We start from the raw sequence: 18,123 nt of genomic DNA on the forward strand, positions 1-18,123 counted from the left end.
GTCATTTCTTAAAATTCGGATCATAGGATACAAACATATTAATATAGATATTTCTCGCCCAGCGCAATACAAATGGAAATAAGAGGACTAGGAAAACTATAATAGCAATGAAGGCGGTCTTTAGAGAGGAGCTAAAGATAACGTATGAAATTATAAATGCAGCTATTCCAATAGCTACGTTTAGGCCATAGCTGACATACATCGCACCATAGAAAAACGAAGGTTCAATCTGGTATTGGAACCCACAATGGCTGCAATTGTTATGCATTTTCAGTATTTTACTAAGGTGTAGTGGATTTGGGTCTAAATACATACTCTCTTTCTGACATTTAGGACAAGTTCCTGTTAAAATGCTATTTAATTTGGATCCTTTTTTTAACATTTGCAAAAAATTTAATTTTCCTGTTTTAGATACACAAATTTACGGATTCGAAAAGGAATAAAATCATAATACATGCTTAATATACACAATTTATCTGTTTCGTTTGGAGGTTCTTATTTATTTGAAGAGGTAACTTTTCGATTGGGTGCCGGAGACCGTGTAGGTCTTGTTGGAAAAAACGGTGCGGGTAAATCGACAATGCTAAAAATTTTAGCGAAAGACTTTGCTCCTGATTCAGGAAGTATCGCGCAGGAAAAAGAAGTTAGAATGGGATTTTTGCGACAAGATATTGATTTTGAGCAAGGAAGGACGGTACTTGAAGAAGCTTATGAGGCGTTTGTAGATATTAAAATTGTCGAAAAAAAATTAGAGGAAATTAACCACTTACTGGTGACTCGTACTGATTATGAAAGCGATGAGTACAGCCAAATTATTGAAGACTTGGCAGACTATACGCATCGTTTTGAGCTGCTAGGAGGATATAATTATGTTGGCGATACTGAAAAAATCCTTTTAGGATTGGGTTTTAAAAGAGAAGTATTTAATAATCAAACGGAGACTTTCTCCGGAGGATGGCGTATGCGAATTGAATTAGCTAAACTGTTATTACAGGCTAACGATGTATTGTTGCTTGATGAGCCTACGAATCACTTGGATATCGAAAGTATCATATGGTTGGAGAGTTTTCTACGTAATTATATTGGCGTTGTTGTAATTGTTTCTCACGATAAGATGTTCTTAGACAATGTCACGAACAGAACAATTGAGATTTCACTGGGGAAGGCATATGACTTTAACAAACCGTATTCTCAATATCTGGAGCTTCGCCATGAAATACGTGAAAAACAATTGGCAACACAAAAAAATCAGGCCAAAAAAATTGAAGAGACCGAGAAATTAATTGAGAAATTTCGTGCAAAAGCATCCAAAGCTTCCATGGCACAATCGATGATTAAAAAATTAGATAAAATAGATCGAATTGAGGTGGATGAAGATGATAATTCTGTGATGAATATTTCTTTCCCACTTTCAAAAGTTCCAGGAAAAGTGGTGATCGAAGCCGACCATGTCACTAAACGATACGGAGATAAAACCATTTTAAAAGATATTTCATTGTTGGTGGAACGGGGAAGCAAGATTGCTTTCGTCGGTCAAAACGGCCAAGGTAAATCAACATTCATTAAGGCTATTGTCAATGAATTTGAATATGAAGGAGATATAAAGTTAGGGCACAACGTACAAGTAGGCTATTTTGCGCAAAACCAAGCAGAGTATCTGGATGGTGAGATTACGTTGCTTCAGACGATGGAAGATGCAGCTACAGATACTAATCGTTCAAAAGTACGCGATATGCTGGGCTCATTCCTCTTTCGTGGTGACGATGTAGAGAAAAAAGTAAAAGTCCTTTCAGGAGGCGAAAGAAACCGTTTGGCGCTTTGTAAATTACTTTTACAGCCCATAAATGTGTTGGTCATGGATGAGCCTACAAATCACTTGGATATTAAATCTAAGAATGTTTTGAAAGCAGCTTTACAAAAATATGAAGGAACCTTACTTTTGGTTTCTCACGACAGAGATTTTCTTCAGGGCATGTCTAATCTTGTTTATGAGTTTAGAGATCAAAAGATAAAAGAATATCTAGGAGATGTTAACTACTTCTTAGAGCAACGTAATTTGGAGAATATGCGTGAGGTCGAGAAGAAAGATGCACTTAAAGCGGCAGCTCCAAAGGATAGCAACAAAGCTTCGTATGAAGAACAAAAAAAGGGGAAAGCATTGCAAAATCGGTTGAGTAAAGTTGAAAGTCAAATTAAGCAATTAGAAAAAGACATTCAGCATGACGATAAAATGTTAGCTTCAAATTACAATAAGAATATTGAAGACGCTTCCTTCTTTAAAGCATACAATAAAAAGAAAGCAGAGCTGGATAAACTGCTTTTAGATTGGGAAAAAGTCCAAGACGAGATAGATAAAGCCTAATTAATAGATTCTTTTAGAATTTATCAGGAGCTTTTCCAGCTGTTCACTACATCCTTTCTTGTCTCGTTTCTTTTGTTCTATATACTAAAAGAAGCTTCCATAGGTCGCTCTTTTAGGCTAAGAAAAAATATAACGAGGCTGTAAAAGGATTTCATTGCCATCTGGGCTATGCGTTCCTGCAGCAAACAACTTCTATTTTAAGAAATTAAACCGGCTTTCTTGGAGTGTGAGATCGCTTGTGCGCTATTTTTGAAGTAGCAAACTGAAACATTCAAAGTCTCTAGGTTATTCAGTACTTTAGTTACCTTGGTTTTTTTATGTTTCCCGGTCTGTCTTATGTAAACCGCTTTTACGGTCATAGGGAAAATCTTGCTTATGGCTTCATATAAGTAAGGATCATGTTGAGAGTCATCTCCAATCAAGACATACTTTAAGCTAGGATAGAATTCTAAAATATGTTTTATTTTATCAAACTTGTGATTGTGACCTCCTTTTCCCGTCCATAAGAAACTAGTCAGACTGGTTTTAATATCTTTTAACAGTAAAACCGCCTTGGGTAATTTGTGTATTTCGGTGAATTTGACAAGAAATCGATAGAGATTCCACTCGCTACTAGAGACATAAAAAAAAGCATTCAGTTCCCCTACATTTGCTCTTCCTGAAGAACTTAAAGCTTGGAAATGTGGGACGACATCTTCAAAAACTTTTCTGGAGTTGACATTTCTAAATAAGAGATAGTATAATTTTTTAAATGGGTTAAGGGTGTACGAAACTAAAAACGTATCATCAATATCAGATATGATTCCTAAGTTCCCCATACTTGGCCTTATATAGCTTTCTTTGGTTGTTATAGTTTCATTCTTATAAATGATATTTACTTCATACTCTACCCAGCCATAGTCATTACTTTGTTCTAAAGGGATACAGAATTTAAAATAACCATCACTTAACGTTTTGGTATGTATTTTTACATTATTATGAACTAAGTACACATCCGCATTTACTTGTGTTTTAATCCGAAACAAACTGATGACTGACCACGCATTTTTTAAATTTTTTGATAGAAAGTCGTATTCTTTTTTTTTTGTGGGTTTAAAAACATGCCCCATCACAATTAGTTCTTGCTCATTTGCATAACCACGATATAATTTTAAGATCGGTCTCATTTAGTTTACTACTTTTGAAGTCTGTTGAAAATTAATTATTTTTACCCAATAAAAGAAATAAAACCTTGAAAAAGAATATCGTGTTGATTGTGAATCCTGTCGCGGGAGGGATTGATAAATCTGAAATTATTGAAGCAACTTCGCTTTTTGCTGATAAGGAAGGGCTGAACTTGGCGCTGTATACAACTACAGGGATAGATGATATTTCTAAAATAAAGGGACTTTATGACACGTTAAAACCAGAAAGAGTCATTATAGCAGGAGGTGATGGGACTATAAAATTTGTCGCCGAAGCATTGGAGAATGTAGATGTTATTTTTGGAATAATACCTGCAGGCTCGTCTAATGGCTTGGCAACAGACTTGAATATTCCTAAACAACTGGAGGAAAGTTTACCAATAGCTTTCCAGAATTCTTCTGTAGAAATGGATATGATCGTCATAAATGGTAAGAAAAGTTTACATCTCAGTGATCTGGGGTTAAACGCAGAGCTCATAAAAAATTATGCAAGTAGCGCAATACATGGTAAGTGGGGGTATGCAATGCAAGTTTTTAATACTTTAGTTGACATAGAAGAACCGTTCACGGCAACAATTACGGCCAATGGTCAGACTGTTGAATGTGTAGCGCAAATGATAGTTATAGCCAATTCTAAAAAATACGGAACAGGGGTGGTTATTAACCCTCAAGGTATCATGAATGATGGAAAGTTTGAGTTGGTAGTATTGAAAAATATTGATTTAACTATTTTTGCTAAAATTATTACGGGTAATATACCAATAGAATCCGGAGATGTAGAAATTATTTCAACCGATAAAGCAAATATAAAATTACATTCACCGGTAAGTTTTCAAATTGATGGGGAGTATTGTGGTCGGGAGACAGAATTGAATGTAGTCACGTCTCCGCACAAGTTAAAAGTTGCTATTCCGTAATCGTTATTTATTTAAAGGGATTGCGTTGCTTCCATTCCATTTTAGGTTCAAAATAACTGAAAGTTTTGGAGATAAACATATTTATAAAAGGATTACTGTGTTGCATCATCCCATACATATCGATAGGTTTTGCTCCTACGGAACTTTTAATCTCTAAGGCTGTTCGGGCAAAAATAATACGGCTGTATCTTTTGTTAATTGAAAAACCAATCATGTCGTAGAGCATGTTTAGGTATAACATTTTGTCTCGTTGGTGGATTTCGTCATAGCCGAGAAAATAGGTGTCAATGTCCGTTCCGTTTTTTATCAGCGTGTTGAATCCAATTAGTTCTTCCCCGATAAAATAACCGTAAAAAAGAAATTTGTCTTTTAACACTGTTTTTAAAGTTTTAAAATGATTTTCAGTGAGGTAAAAGGTGTTAAATGGTGCGTTCTTACATACATTCATATACAATTGATATATTCTTACATTGTAATTCGTAATTTCTTCGAGAGATAGTTTTCTTTTCGATATTCCTTCTGCCTTTTTTCGAGCTCTTTTGTATTGATCTCGATATTTTTTAGTTTTATCTGCAATGTAGTCGTCAAAGGTATACCACGAGTCTCTAATCTGAAAAACCATATTAGGTTGTGTTGTAAACTGGAAAAACGATTTAAACTCTGGAATGTTAAAATATTGAACGCCTTCTTCAGAAAAGTCTTTAAAGATCGTAAGATGTATTTTTGTGCCTTTTGCACGTAAATTATTCTTTAACTCGTTTGTTGCTTCTTTCAATAAAATCAATCCGTCAGATGCTGGCAATTTTATGCTAAAACAACATCCGTTTTGCCCGGTCAGCATATTATTACCAATAACAAGTACATTGGAGCTAAAATTTTTAAAAACAAAGTCCCGCACGATTGTTTTTACACGGTGATCTCTTTCGCCAAAGGAGTTTACCTCTTTTAGATTAATATACTGTGAAACTGCTATACCAACTAGTTCGTCGTTAAGAAAAAGACCTATAAAATGACACTGTATATTTTTTGGAGCGGAAATGGCTAAAACCGCTAAATAGTCACGAGACAGAAATAAGTTGTTTGCCGCCAAAGAGTCCCAACCTGATGGAATATTTTTAACGGAAGAATAAATTTGGAAGGAAAAAGGAGAGCTCAATGGATCGAAAAATTAGTATTTGTCAAAATTAATATATTAAGTTAAATGGCAAAGCAATTAGATAAATTTTAACTAACTTGTAAAAAATAGAAATTATGAATGTATACAATGAAGTTACTGCGCAACCAATATTAAAAGACCTGAATGACTGGAAGTTTAATGACAATGGTATTGAAAAGAAACTTGTTTTTAAGAACTTCAGCGAGGCACTTGGATTTATAGTACAAGTGGGTATTTTAGCTGAAAAACAGGGGCATCATCCCGAACTTTTTAATGTTTATAATAAAGTCAACATTCGATTAGCCACTCATGACGCAGACGGACTAACAGACAAGGATTTTACTTTAGCTAAGGCCATTGAAGGGCTACTTTAAAAGCATAGTTTATAATAAAGAGATGTTTTTCTGGAAAGCTGATCCGAATGAAATAAAAGAGTCCGTGCTACCCACGCCTTCAATGTTGTGGATTTTTTCATAAAGGACTTTCCGGAACTCTTCGTTATTTACAGCCACAATTTTTAAAAACAGGGCATATTTACCCGAAACAAAATGACACTCCACGACCTCGGGAATCTGTTTGAGGTGTTCGGCTATGGAATAAGCAAATCGTGCTTCTTTAGTTGCTACTCCTGTATACGTAATCGTTTCATAACCAATTTCTTTGGCATTGAGCTGTACTGAAAACCCGCTTATAATCCCAGTATCTTGTAATTTTTTGATGCGCTGGTGCACTAAAGAGTTGGATATTTTCAATTCTTTAGCTATCTCTGAGTATGCCATGCGTCCATCAATACTTAGCATTTTAATGATTTCTTGATTGATGTAGTCGATATTTTCGTTGCTTCTATATTTGGACATGATTTCTTTGTTAGCTTAAGGATGGAATAAAACTAGTTTTTCACTTCAGATGGGTTTGTAATTGGGATAAATTCACCTATCGGTGATTAATGGCCCGTACATACGATAAAAAGTCTTTTTGATTGTAAATCGCAGAAACTTCCCTTCTACTAATGTCAAATTTACATTTTAATGTCGTCATAGTGTCATAATATTTATAATATAATCTATATGGTATCAATGTAATTATTTGCACTATATATTTGTGTCATATTTACTAATGAATATTACCGTTATGACTAAAGATCTTTTACTTTCAAAATTATGGGAGCAGTATAAAAATATAACTCCTTCAGCTAAAAAAATTCATGCTCTGTTAGAGCAAAGTGGAGAAAAAATAGAAAATGACCATATTGCTATCAGGACCTATAATGATGATCGCGTAAATATCGCTGTATTGGAAAAGCCATTTGTGAAAGCGGGTTATGTTGCAATGGGGGAATATTTTTTTGAATCAAAGAAATTATATGCTAAGCACTACGAACATGCTACAGATATAGCTGCTCCGAGGATTTTTATCTCAGAGTTAGAATTGGAAAAATGCTCCGAAGAGTTGCAATCGTTGGTGAAAGTTCTACTAGATGCTTGTGATCAAAGCATTTTTGAAAAGGAAGACTTAGTTTTAAGCGGTGCAGTTTGGGATTCAAAATCATATGATACTTATGTTTCCTTGTTGAAAGAGTCTGAATATGCGGCTTGGATGTATGTATATGGCTTTAGAGCAAATCATTTTACAATTAATGTAAATGCTTTAGCAAACTTCAAAGATTTAGAAGAGTTAAATGTTTATTTAAAAGAGAACAATTGGAAAATGAACGGTTCTGGCGGTGAAATTAAAGGAACTCCTGAGCAATTACTAGAGCAATCGAGTACATTAGCTGACTTGTGTACTATTAATTTTGATGAAGGCGCAAAAGAAATTCCTTCTTGTTATTATGAATTTGCACTTCGTTATCCAATGGAAAACGGAGAGTTATATCAAGGATTTATTGCCGCTTCTGCAGATAAAATATTCGAAAGCACAGACGTAAAGTTGCAAAATGCGAAGTAATTATGAGTTTTTTGTTGTTAAAATAATAAAACGGAGCTCTCTTCTTAAATTAAGGGGGCTTTTTTAATAGAGATTAGTTCTCTTTGGATGGCAAAACGCGATGAAGCCATATTTCAATGCAAGCGAGAGTTAACGAAACAACTATAACGAAACAAACAATGATTAATAAACAAGAAACTTTTATCTTTGATTTTGACAGTACTTTTATTAAAGTTGAAGTGCACGCTGTTCTATGTGAAATCATTTATGCAAACAATAGCGCGAGGAAGCATGTTTTAGCTTAAATTCAGCTACTAACCGATCTAGTAATTGAAGGGAAACTATCCTTAAAAGATTCATTGACAGGACGGATAGTATTACTTCAAGAGAACAGAGATGATCTTAAAGAGTTAATTGATACTTTGAAAAATTGAGTTTCACCATCAGTGTTTCGGAATAAAGCGTTTTTTAAACAAAATGCTCATCATATCGATATCATTTCAAATGGATTTAAAGAAATTATTATTCCCATTGTTCAAGAGTATGGTATAAAGCCGGAACAGGTTTTATCTAATACCTTTAAGTTTGATCATGACGGAAATATTATAGGTTTTGACGGGGAAGACGAATGATACGAAAATCAAGCTAAAGTTTTAACAATAAAGTCACTTACTTTAATGGGTAATATTTTTATAAGTGGTTGTATATATGTAGGTTATGAAGCGCTGCAAGGTGGATCAGTTTCTCAATTTTATGCTTTTACAGAAAATGAGGATAGACAAGTAGAGTTAGATAACGCGGATCGAATTGCACCTTCAGTAGACTAAATTCTATACGATTTGTCTCATAAAGTATCTGCTTCCTATCCTAAAAATAGAATTAATGTGTTGTTGTTAGAAAACATACATTCAGATGCGGTTGCCGCTTTTGCAAACAAAGGGTATAATGTTGAAACGGTGAAAGGGTCTTTGTCTGAAGAAGAATTAGGTAAAAAAATAAAAGACGTTTCCATATTAGAGATTCGCTCAAAAACACAAATCTCTAAGAAAGTAGTTGATAAGGCAACTAAACTTGACGCGATCGGAACTTTTTGTACAGGAACAAATCAGGTAAATTTGCCAGAGTGCAGTGCAAGGGGGATTGCGGTTTTTAATGCTGCGTATAGCAACACCTGTTCTGTAGTAGAGTTAGCGTTAGGGGAGCTGATTCTGTTGGTTCGTGATACTTCTGAGAAAAACAATAAAATGCACAAAGAGATTTGGGACAAGTCGGCTAATAATAGTTTAGAGCTTAGAGAAGAAAAGAGTGGGATAATGGGGTACGGAAGTATTGGGTCTCAATTTTCAATCATAGCCGAAGCCTAAGGGATGAAGGTTTACTTTTATGATGTTGTTGATAAATTAGCTTTAGGAAATGCTAAGAAATGTTCTTCTTTGAACGAATTACTTTCTTTGGCGGATGTGGTTAGCTTAAATGTTGATGGTAGAAAGAGCAATGAAAATGTCAAGGGTATTTTGGCGCAAATAAACACGATACTCACTGATGCAGACAGTAATATTTTTGGCCAGTATTTAAAAAAAAACGAGCAGCTGGGGTACGTAATCACCTATATTGATGGTGTTTACAATCCAGAATTAGAGAAAAAATTAAAAGAAATTCCTAATACCATCAAATACAGCATATAGTAGTTATTCATGATGTAAGGAATTATAAACTAAAAAAAAATACGATAATGAATCTTCAAGATTTAGCCAATCAAATAGAAGGGAAGTTGTTTTTTGATGAGACGATGCGTACACTTTATGCTACGGATGCCAGTGCTTATCGAGAAATGCCGCTTGCCGTAGCAATACCTTCAACTAAACAAGATATTCAGAAGATAATCCAATTTGCCAGAGACCACAAAACTAGTGTTATTCCAAGGGCCGCGGGTACTTCACTCGCAGGTCAGGTTGTAGGAGGCGGAATAATAGTAGATATATCTCAAGATTTCACCCAAATACTATCGGTGGACGAAGTGAATAAAACCGCTTGGGTGCAACCTGGTGTGATTCGTGATGAGTTGAACTTGCATTTAAAACCGTATCAATTATTTTTTGGACCAGAGACTTCTACCAGTAATCGTTGCATGATTGGTGGAATGGTGGGTAATAATGCTTGTGGCGCTCGTTCCGTGATTTATGGATCAACGAGAGAGCATTTGCTAGAAATAAAAGGGTTCTTAGCTGATGGGAATGAAGTTGTATTTGGGGCATTAACTAATGAAGAGTTTGAAGCCAAATGCAATGGGGTAAATGTGGTAAGCGAACTGGAGCAAAATATTTACCTTCAGTCGAAAACAATTTTATCAAATCAAACGAACAGAGATTTATTTGATGAAAACTATCCTAAAAAATCAATTCCACGTCGCAACACGGGCTACGCACTCGATTTATTAGCCGATAGCAAACCATTTGGTGATTTCGAACAAAAGTTTAATTTCTGTAAATTAATAGCGGGATCAGAAGGCACCTTGTTTTTCTCTACCGAAATAAAACTGAATTTGGTCGATGCGTTAAAGCCTTTTGCAGGCTTGGTGTGCGTTCATTGTGACAGCATTAATGAATCGCTAAAAGCAAATTGGGAGGCTTTGCAGTTCAATCCAGACAGTGTGGAGCTAATCGATCATTATATACTGGATTGTACCAAAGAAAATATAGAACAAAACAAAAACAGATTCTTTGTCCAAGGAGATCCCAAAGCGATTTTAGTGGTCGAATTTTTGCGTGATTCTCAAGAAGAAATTCTGGAGATTGCCAAAAAAATGGAAGCTCAGATGCGGGCAAAAAATCTGGGGCACCATTTCCCAATAGTTTTTGGAGAAGATACCAATAAGGTTTGGACGCTGCGAAAAGCAGGATTAGGACTTTTGTCTAACATACCAGGCGATGCCAAGGCAGTTGCAGTTATAGAAGATACGGCAGTCGATGTAAACGATTTACCAGGTTTTATCGAAGATTTCAATTTGATTTTAAAAGAACGCAATCTGAATTGTGTGCATTATGCACATGCTGCGACAGGTGAATTGCACTTGCGTCCTATTATTGATTTAAAAACCAAAGAAGGAGCAGCGCTTTTCAGAACCATTGCTACTGATATTGCCCATCTGGTTAAAAAGTATAAAGGATCGCTAAGCGGAGAACATGGGGATGGTCGTTTAAGAGGAGAATTCATTTCAGTAATGCTGGGAGAAGAAATTTACCAGATTTTTAAAGAGGTTAAGCATACTTGGGATCCATGGAATGTTTTTAATCCTGGCAAGATCGTGAACACCCCACCCATGGACAGTTCCCTGCGTTATGCTGCAGGACAGGACACGCCCATGCCGGATACTTATTTTGATTTTTCGGAAACTAACGGAATCCTGCGTGCTGCTGAAATGTGTAATGGATCAGGGGATTGTAGAAAAACTGAAAAAAGTGGGGGTACCATGTGTCCAAGTTATATGGCAACACGTGACGAGAAAGACACCACCCGTGCGCGAGCTAATATGCTTCGGGAAACAATAACCAATTCAGACAAGCAAAATAAATTCGATAGCGAAGCTTTGCTTGAAGTACTGGATTTATGTTTAAGCTGTAAGGGATGTAAGTCTGAATGTCCGTCAAATGTGGATATGGCGAAGCTAAAAGCCGAAACCCTACAACAGTATCATGATAAACATGGTATAAAATTCCGTTCACGATTAATTGGGAATACGCCAGTAATAAATAAACTGTTTGCCAGCATACCGGGAGTTTATAATTTCTCCACAAAAGGACTAGTGGGAACTCTAGTTAAGAAAATGACTGGTTTTTCTACTCAAAGAAATCTCCCGACGATGCATAAAATTACCTTTGAAAAATGGATAAAAAAATATCCACAATACGGTAATTTTAATAAACCAACGGTGTATTTGTACAATGATGAATTCCTGAATTATTATGATGTGGGAATTGGTCAGGCTGCGGTAAAATTGTTGAATCATTTGGGTTATAAAGTAGTGGTTCCAGAAATAGGAATTAGCGGAAGAACCTATTTGTCAAAAGGCATGGTGAAAAAGGCTCGCGATATCGCTGAGCAGAATATTGTTTCTTTTAGTGAAAATATCCCGAAGGACGCCTTGTTAATTGGAATTGAGCCTTCTGCCATTTTAAGCTTTAGAGATGAATATCCTGATTTGTGCCGGGGGGAATTAAAAATAAAAGCGAAGGAAATAGCGACGCGAACTTTTTTGATAGAAGAATTTTTAGCAAACGAAATGGAAGCTGGTAACATCACCGCCATTTCCTTTACGGATAAAGAAGAACGCATTCGAATGCACGGACATTGTTTTCAAAAGGCATTGTCCTCATTAGTACCATTAAAAAAAATACTGTCATTGCCTAAAAACTATTCCGTTCTCAATATTCCCAGCGGCTGTTGCGGGATGGCAGGTTCTTTTGGCTATGAAAAAGAACATTATGAAATATCTATGAATATTGGAGAACTTGTGTTGTTTCCAACCATTAGGGCTGAAGAAACAACAACTCTAATCTCAGCATCAGGAACGAGTTGCCGTCATCAAATTACAGATGGAACTGGTAGAGAGGCGTGGCATCCGGTTGAAATCTTGTATCATGCCTTAAAATAATCAGCATAATAGTTTTTTTATGTTTTTCACAAGAAAATAAAAATCTCTTCCCTTTATTCTTAAAAGAGAAGAGATTTTGCTTTAGAAGTAAAATGGTATACCTAGGTACAATTTTGGCCATTCATTGATATAAAATAAACAATCCAGAATACGCCTGAAATTAAAGTGTGTTTCCGGCTTCTTTTTTTTGAATAGTACGTTAGTTCTAACTATTGGTAATTCAAGAAGTTAAGCGGCTATGAATTCATCCCATGAAGAATTTCGCGTTAAAAGTAAGTAAGATAGTTTGTAATCAGCTTTAAAATTAACAAAATAAGGTTTAGTCAGTTTTCGATCACCTGCAAACACATTGATTGCATCCATTGATAAATAACTAAAATTGGAAGAGCAATAGCTTGTGAGAAAGTATAAAGTATAACTATTATAAATAAGTAAGAGCGCGTTTTCATTTTATCCATAGTCATGTCAGATTCTATCGTCCATTATCTTCTGAAAATTTCCAGAACATAATGGACAGGTCTTGCTAAAAATACTAAAACGGCCGCTGTAATAATAGCTAAATATTTAATTTTCAAAAACTTAGTTTTACTATTCACAAATCAAAAACGCTAATTTTCAGTAATAGCAATTATAGTATTTTGTAAGAATAAAACAGATAATTTAAGTTAAAAAGTGTATTTCATCGGTTTTATTTGTCGATAATTGAGTTAGTATGTATATTTAAGCTGTCAAAACACACATAAACTCAAGGTGATGAAAAATCTATTTACGCTACTATTAACAGGGTTGGCATCAATTACAATGATGGCAGAAGTTTCAGTTTCAGATAAAACGGTACTTTTGAAATTGTATGCCGCAACAGACGGAGCTAATTGGAATACGAAATGGGATCTATCTTCCCCTATATCTACGTGGTATGGTGTCGGATTGGAAGGAGATAAAGTAGTCTCGATAAACCTATCAGATAATAATCTAGTTGGTGAAATACCAAGTGAAATTGTCAACTTGATAGATTTAAAAAAATTGGATTTACATAAAAATGGGATATCGGGTGTGATACCATCCGCTTTAGAAAAGTTAAAAGAACTAGTGGTCTTAAATCTGTCGTTTAACAGATTGACGGGGACTATTCCTTCTTCGATAGGGGAGATGAATAATCTGGTAGATCTTGAACTTTATATGAATAGACTTTCCGGTGAATTGCCAGCTCAAATTGGAAACCTGAAACATTTAGAAACGTTGGCTGTTTTTAATAATGAGCTGGAGGGCCAAATACCAAGTTCGCTCTACGAAGTTAAGACATTAAAGGTTCTACTTTTGAACAGCAATAATCTTGATGGGAAATTAAGTACTTCAGTTATAAATCTGAAGAATCTTGAAAACTTAAGTTTATTTGAAAATAAGATGGATGGGCAAGTACCGTTTGAATTAGAAAAATTAAATAATTTGAAAGAGATGAATATTTCTTATAACCAATTCAGCGGTTTGATATCAAGAAGGTTAGCATCGTTGGACACATTGAACATGACGATGTTAAATAACGAAGGGGTTGCTGTTTTATTAGATGTTGCAATGGACCTCGAAAGGACTATAGTTTCTGAAGAATAGTATTGTAAAAATAAATTTTAGTTGCTCTAAAATGGTTTGTATTTTTAATTAGGTTGCATAAAAAAACCACTAGTGCTCTCGCATCATGGGTTTTTTATGGAACCTAATTTTAGTTAGAGGACAGTTCAAAAAAAAGAAAGCTTCACATTTCTGTGAAGCTTTCTTCGTAGTCTGCTAAATCGGAGGCTCGAAACTTGTCTTAGCGGCAACAAATAATAGCCGTCCAGTATTAATGTAAATTTTAAATTCTTTTGGTAGTGTTCTGTCGATAGATATAAAAAAAAAGCTTCCCATTTCTGTGAAGCTTTCCTAGTAGCGGGAACTGGACTCGAACCAGTGACCTTCGGGTTATGAGCCCGACGAGCTGCCTACTGCTCTATCCCGCGATGTGCGTTTGTAATCTCAATAAAATTAACTTAGTAGCGGGAACTGGACTCGAACCAGTGACCTTCGGGTTATGAGCCCGACGAGCTGCCTACTGCTCTATCCCGCGTTGTTTCGGGTGCAAAGGTACAACGAAATTTCGCATTTGCAACAAAAATTTTAAAAAATGTTTTATTTCATCTATTCACTTGATATAACTACCTTTGCAAAATAAATAATATATTAAATGTCACATAAAGCAGGTTTTGTAAATATCATCGGAAATCCAAACGTTGGAAAGTCCACACTAATGAATGCCTTTGTAGGGGAAAGACTCTCTATCATTACGTCTAAGGCACAAACGACTCGTCACAGAATACTTGGGATCGTAAACGGAGAAGATTTTCAAATGATTTTGTCTGATACACCAGGGATTATTAAACCTGCATACGAAATGCAAGCGTCAATGATGAACTTTGTAAAGTCTGCTTTTGAAGATGCTGACATTTTAATTTACATGGTAGAAATAGGGGAGCAAGATTTAAAAGACGAAGCCTTCTTCAATAAAATCATACATTCAAAAATACCTGTTTTATTATTGTTGAATAAAATTGACAACTCTAATCAAGAACAATTAGAAAAGCAAGTGGCTTTTTGGACAGAGAAAGTGCCTAATGCAGAAATATATCCCATATCTGCTTTGCAAAATTTTAATGTTCCAGAAGTGTTCCAAAGAATAATTTCTCTGTTGCCAGAATCGCCAGCCTATTATCCAAAAGATCAACTAACAGATAAGCCAGAACGTTTCTTTGTAAATGAAACGATACGGGAAAAAATATTGTTAAACTATAGTAAAGAAATTCCATATGCAGTAGAAATTGTGACTGAAGAATTCTTTGAGGATGAAAACATCATAAGAATCCGCTCTTTGATTATGGTGGAGCGTGAAACGCAAAAAGGGATTATTATAGGACATAAAGGAGCTGCACTGAAGAAAGTAGGAGTGGATGCTCGCGCTGATCTAGAGAAATTCTTTGGAAAACAAATTCACATCGAATTGGTGGTGAAAGTGAATAAAAATTGGAGAAGTAACGTGAACATGTTAAAGCGTTTTGGTTACAATCAATAGGCTCATTATTCTGATCCAAGAGGAAGAGAAAAGAGTCAGAAAAGATTATTCCGTCTAGCCGAATCCTAAAAATAAAAAAATCAATATTAGAATGTAAATTCTGATGTTGATTTTTTTTGTTCAATTCGTTTCTAACAACTTGGTTAGATTGATTGTTTTTAAGACGCTATTATTTTTAAGAAAAGGGTTTCTAATTCGGTCATTTGGTCATGGCCGTTTTCTCGAATTTGCTTTGTAATATAGTAAAGCAAGAACCAAGCAAATACCATAAAACCAATCACTATAAAATCGAATGTCCTGCTGTTTTTTAATACATAGTCGGAGTAGGCTATTCTACTGAAAATTAGAAATACTCCCGCAATTATAAAATGAAGAAACATAAATAAAGTCCATAAGGTTGGATTAGGGCCAAATAATCCTCTTATATGTGTTTCGGTGTCGTTCTTGGTTTCCAATTCCAAATGTAGATGCGGTGAATAATAAGATTTTCGGTTGTCTTTTATGTTTAGCGAAATATGGGTATCGCCTGTTTTTACAGAATAATCGTTGCAGTTTGATTTTTTGTAGTCTTCAAATTTTTGAAGTAGTGTTTCTGTGTTTGGGAAAACATCTTTATAAAATCGTAAACGAAGTCTTAGTTCATTGTTTGTGTCCCTATTAATGAGTGTAACTCATTTAAAAAGCTCAGGCTACGCTAATATATCAAAAAAATTGATAGTCACGGGATTAAACACTACCTTTGCAAAATATTGAAATTAGTATTATGAATAACATTGTTGCCATTGTAGGAAGGCCAAACGTAGGGAAATCGACACTTTTTAATCGATTGATACAAAGAAGAGAAGCGATAGTAGATTCGGTTTCGGGAGTAACCCGTGACAGGAACTACGGAAAAAGTGAGTGGAACGGGAAAGAATTTTCTGTAATCGATACGGGAGGTTATATACGTGGTTCAGACGACGTTTTTGAAGGTGAAATCCGCAAACAAGTGGAATTAGCAATTGACGAAGCTGACGTTATCATATTTGTGGTTGACGTTGAAGAAGGGATTACACCGATGGATGATGCTGTTGCGAGATTATTGCGTAAAGTGACCAAACCTGTGTTACTTGCTGTAAATAAGGTTGACAATGCGATGCGTGAGAAAGATGCGATTGAATTCTATAACTTAGGTTTAGGAGAATATTACACCTTTGCAAGTATTTCAGGAAGTGGAACGGGAGATTTATTGGACGCATTAATTGATTCGTTTCCTGTAAAGCCAGAACCAACGCAAGAAGAAATTGCATTGCCTCGTTTTGCGGTGGTTGGAAGACCAAATGCTGGAAAATCAAGTTTTATCAATGCATTAATTGGTAAAGAAAGATATATTGTTACTGATATTGCGGGTACTACTCGTGATTCTATTGATACAAAATTTGACCGTTTCGGTTTCGAATTTAATTTGGTTGATACTGCGGGAATTCGTCGTAAAGCTAAAGTAAAAGAAGATTTAGAGTTTTATTCTGTAATGCGTTCCGTGCGTGCCATCGAGCACGCTGACATTTGTATATTGATAATCGATGCCACTCGTGGATTTGAAGGTCAGGATCAAAGTATTTTTTGGTTAGCTGAAAAGAACAGAAAAGGAGTTGTAATCTTAGTAAACAAATGGGATTTAGTTGAAAAAGAAACGATGTCAACTAGAGACTATGAAGAAAAAATTAGAGAAGAATTAATGCCATTTACAGATGTGCCGATTCTTTTTGTTTCTGCATTAACGAAACAACGTTTATTGAAAGCATTAGAAGCGACTGTTAAAGTTTACGAAAGTAGACAACAACGTATAGCTACTTCTAAATTCAATGAGTATATGTTGAAAGTGATTGAAGCGTATCCACCACCTGCAACAAAAGGGAAATATGTAAAAATCAAATATTGTATGCAATTGCCAACTAAAACACCTCAATTTGTGTTTTTTGCTAATATGCCACAATATGTAAAAGAACCATACAAACGTTACCTTGAAAATAAAATTAGAGACAACTGGGATTTTTCAGGTGTGCCAATAGATATTTATATTAGAGAGAAATAATCTTTATTTTCATATTTATAAAAGAAAGTTTATCAAGTTAGTCATAACTCGGTAAACTTTTTTACATTGATGATAAAAAATGACGTCTGTAAATAATAAGATGGTTTGGATTACGGGAGCTTCCAGTGGCATCGGGTAAGCTTTGGCGTATGCGCAAAGTCATAGCAACTGCAAACTCATCCTTTCTGCTCGAAATGTTGAAAACCTCTTGCTGGTGAAAGCTAAATGCAAGGACGCAAAAGTGGCTGTTCTTCTTTTTGATTTAGCTGATTTCAATAGCGCTAAAAATCAAGCTGAAAAAGCCATTTCTTTTTTTGGAAAAATAGATATCTTAATCAATAATGGTGAGTGAGTCAACGTTCGCTCTTGATCGACAATGATTTTGAAGTAGACAAAAAAACTCATTGAAAGAGATCATTTAGGAACGATTGCCATCACAAAAGTACTATTGCCCCATTTTATCACTAACAAAAAAGGGCGTTTTGTAACCATCACCAGTTTGATGAGGAAATTTGGTTCGCTTTATCGTTCTGGTTACTGCGGAGCGAAACATGCTTTACATGGTTTTTTTGACGGATCGCGAACGGAGCATCAAAAAGATAATAGCAAAGTTACACTCATGCGTCCCGGATTTATACAAACTAATGTCGCAATAAATGCGCTCACGTGTAATAAATCAAAATAAAATAGCAATAATCAGGCGACGCTGAACGGTATGCCAGTAGCGGTCTTTAAAAAAAAATTAAGTGAAGG

Annotated in this window: 16 protein-coding genes, 2 tRNA genes and 1 pseudogene; 12 read left to right on the top strand and 7 right to left on the bottom strand. The window is 35.3% G+C overall.

Going from position 1 to position 18,123, the window contains the following annotated elements:
* Position 1: 1 nt before the first annotated feature.
* Positions 2-382, bottom strand: coding sequence for a DUF983 domain-containing protein (locus A3SG_RS0106825; protein ID WP_016989283.1), 381 nt, complete (start codon positions 380-382; stop codon positions 2-4).
* Positions 383-454: 72 nt separating this feature from the next.
* On the opposite strand from A3SG_RS0106825, the gene A3SG_RS0106830 reads away from it, so the two are divergent.
* Positions 455-2,362, top strand: a complete 1,908-nt coding sequence (locus tag A3SG_RS0106830) for an ABC-F family ATP-binding cassette domain-containing protein (protein ID WP_016989284.1) — start codon at positions 455-457, stop codon at positions 2,360-2,362.
* Between the two features lie 197 nt (positions 2,363-2,559).
* Here the strand turns inward: A3SG_RS0106830 and A3SG_RS0106835 are convergent, their stop codons facing one another.
* On the bottom strand, positions 2,560-3,528 hold the full coding sequence (locus tag A3SG_RS0106835; protein WP_016989285.1) for an App1 family protein: 969 nt from the start codon (positions 3,526-3,528) through the stop codon (positions 2,560-2,562).
* A gap of 65 nt (positions 3,529-3,593) precedes the next feature.
* On the opposite strand from A3SG_RS0106835, the gene A3SG_RS0106840 reads away from it, so the two are divergent.
* On the top strand, positions 3,594-4,463 hold the full coding sequence (locus tag A3SG_RS0106840; protein ID WP_016989286.1) for a diacylglycerol/lipid kinase family protein: 870 nt from the start codon (positions 3,594-3,596) through the stop codon (positions 4,461-4,463).
* A gap of 7 nt (positions 4,464-4,470) precedes the next feature.
* Here the strand turns inward: A3SG_RS0106840 and A3SG_RS0106845 are convergent, their stop codons facing one another.
* Entirely contained in the window at positions 4,471-5,619 is a 1,149-nt protein-coding gene (locus tag A3SG_RS0106845; RefSeq protein WP_016989287.1) for a peptidogalycan biosysnthesis protein, read from the bottom strand.
* A 95-nt stretch (positions 5,620-5,714) separates the two neighbouring features.
* Between A3SG_RS0106845 and A3SG_RS0106850 the strand changes: the two genes are divergently transcribed.
* The gene (locus A3SG_RS0106850; protein WP_016989288.1) at positions 5,715-5,993 is read left to right on the top strand and encodes a 4a-hydroxytetrahydrobiopterin dehydratase; all 279 of its coding nucleotides are present in this window, start codon (positions 5,715-5,717) and stop codon (positions 5,991-5,993) included.
* Positions 5,994-6,002: 9 nt separating this feature from the next.
* Here A3SG_RS0106850 and A3SG_RS0106855 read toward each other — a convergent pair whose 3' ends face one another.
* Entirely contained in the window at positions 6,003-6,476 is a 474-nt protein-coding gene (locus A3SG_RS0106855) for an Lrp/AsnC family transcriptional regulator (RefSeq protein WP_016989289.1), read from the bottom strand.
* A 274-nt stretch (positions 6,477-6,750) separates the two neighbouring features.
* Here A3SG_RS0106855 and A3SG_RS0106860 point away from each other — a divergent pair, with 274 nt between their 5' ends.
* The 6 genes from A3SG_RS0106860 (at position 6,751) to A3SG_RS0106900 (ending at position 13,804) form a co-directional block, all read left to right on the top strand.
* Entirely contained in the window at positions 6,751-7,566 is an 816-nt protein-coding gene (locus A3SG_RS0106860; protein WP_029596656.1) for a DUF1338 domain-containing protein, read from the top strand.
* A 425-nt stretch (positions 7,567-7,991) separates the two neighbouring features.
* Positions 7,992-8,177: a hypothetical protein gene (locus tag A3SG_RS22240; RefSeq protein WP_016989292.1), complete on the top strand. Its 186-nt coding sequence runs from the start codon at positions 7,992-7,994 to the stop codon at positions 8,175-8,177.
* Positions 8,178-8,384: 207 nt separating this feature from the next.
* Positions 8,385-8,909, top strand: a complete 525-nt coding sequence (locus A3SG_RS22245) for a hypothetical protein (protein ID WP_016989294.1) — start codon at positions 8,385-8,387, stop codon at positions 8,907-8,909.
* Positions 8,910-8,912: 3 nt separating this feature from the next.
* Complete coding sequence (locus A3SG_RS22250; RefSeq protein ID WP_016989295.1) at positions 8,913-9,230, top strand: hypothetical protein; 318 nt, start codon at positions 8,913-8,915, stop codon at positions 9,228-9,230.
* 47 nt (positions 9,231-9,277) lie between these two features.
* Positions 9,278-12,196 (top strand): FAD-binding and (Fe-S)-binding domain-containing protein, encoded by a 2,919-nt coding sequence (locus tag A3SG_RS0106890; RefSeq protein ID WP_016989296.1) that lies wholly within the window; start codon positions 9,278-9,280, stop codon positions 12,194-12,196.
* Positions 12,197-12,949: 753 nt separating this feature from the next.
* Positions 12,950-13,804 carry a hypothetical protein gene (locus A3SG_RS0106900; protein WP_029596657.1) on the top strand — a complete coding sequence of 285 codons (855 nt, stop codon included), beginning with the start codon at positions 12,950-12,952 and terminating at the stop codon, positions 13,802-13,804.
* 313 nt (positions 13,805-14,117) lie between these two features.
* Here the strand turns inward: A3SG_RS0106900 and A3SG_RS0106905 are convergent.
* Both A3SG_RS0106905 and A3SG_RS0106910 read right to left on the bottom strand, forming a co-directional pair.
* A tRNA-Met gene (locus A3SG_RS0106905) sits at positions 14,118-14,190 on the bottom strand.
* A gap of 34 nt (positions 14,191-14,224) precedes the next feature.
* Positions 14,225-14,297 (bottom strand) — tRNA-Met (locus tag A3SG_RS0106910).
* A 117-nt stretch (positions 14,298-14,414) separates the two neighbouring features.
* Between A3SG_RS0106910 and era the strand changes: the two genes are divergently transcribed.
* A complete protein-coding gene (gene era / locus A3SG_RS0106915) occupies positions 14,415-15,296 on the top strand; it encodes a GTPase Era (protein WP_016989299.1) in 882 nt (293 codons plus the stop codon).
* Between the two features lie 158 nt (positions 15,297-15,454).
* On the opposite strand, the gene A3SG_RS20725 is transcribed toward era, so the two are convergent.
* A complete protein-coding gene (locus A3SG_RS20725; protein ID WP_157485347.1) occupies positions 15,455-15,751 on the bottom strand; it encodes a GTP-binding protein in 297 nt (98 codons plus the stop codon).
* Positions 15,752-16,059: 308 nt separating this feature from the next.
* Between A3SG_RS20725 and der the strand changes: the two genes are divergently transcribed.
* Together der and A3SG_RS21125 are read left to right on the top strand one after the other, a co-directional pair.
* On the top strand, positions 16,060-17,370 hold the full coding sequence (gene der / locus A3SG_RS0106925; RefSeq protein WP_016989301.1) for a ribosome biogenesis GTPase Der: 1,311 nt from the start codon (positions 16,060-16,062) through the stop codon (positions 17,368-17,370).
* Between the two features lie 142 nt (positions 17,371-17,512).
* Positions 17,513-18,055, top strand: a pseudogene (locus tag A3SG_RS21125) (SDR family NAD(P)-dependent oxidoreductase).
* Positions 18,056-18,123: the final 68 nt, after the last annotated feature.

Origin of the sequence: Flavobacterium sp. ACAM 123, assembly GCF_000264055.1 — a bacterium.
Classification (GTDB): Bacteria; Bacteroidota; Bacteroidia; order Flavobacteriales; family Flavobacteriaceae; genus Flavobacterium.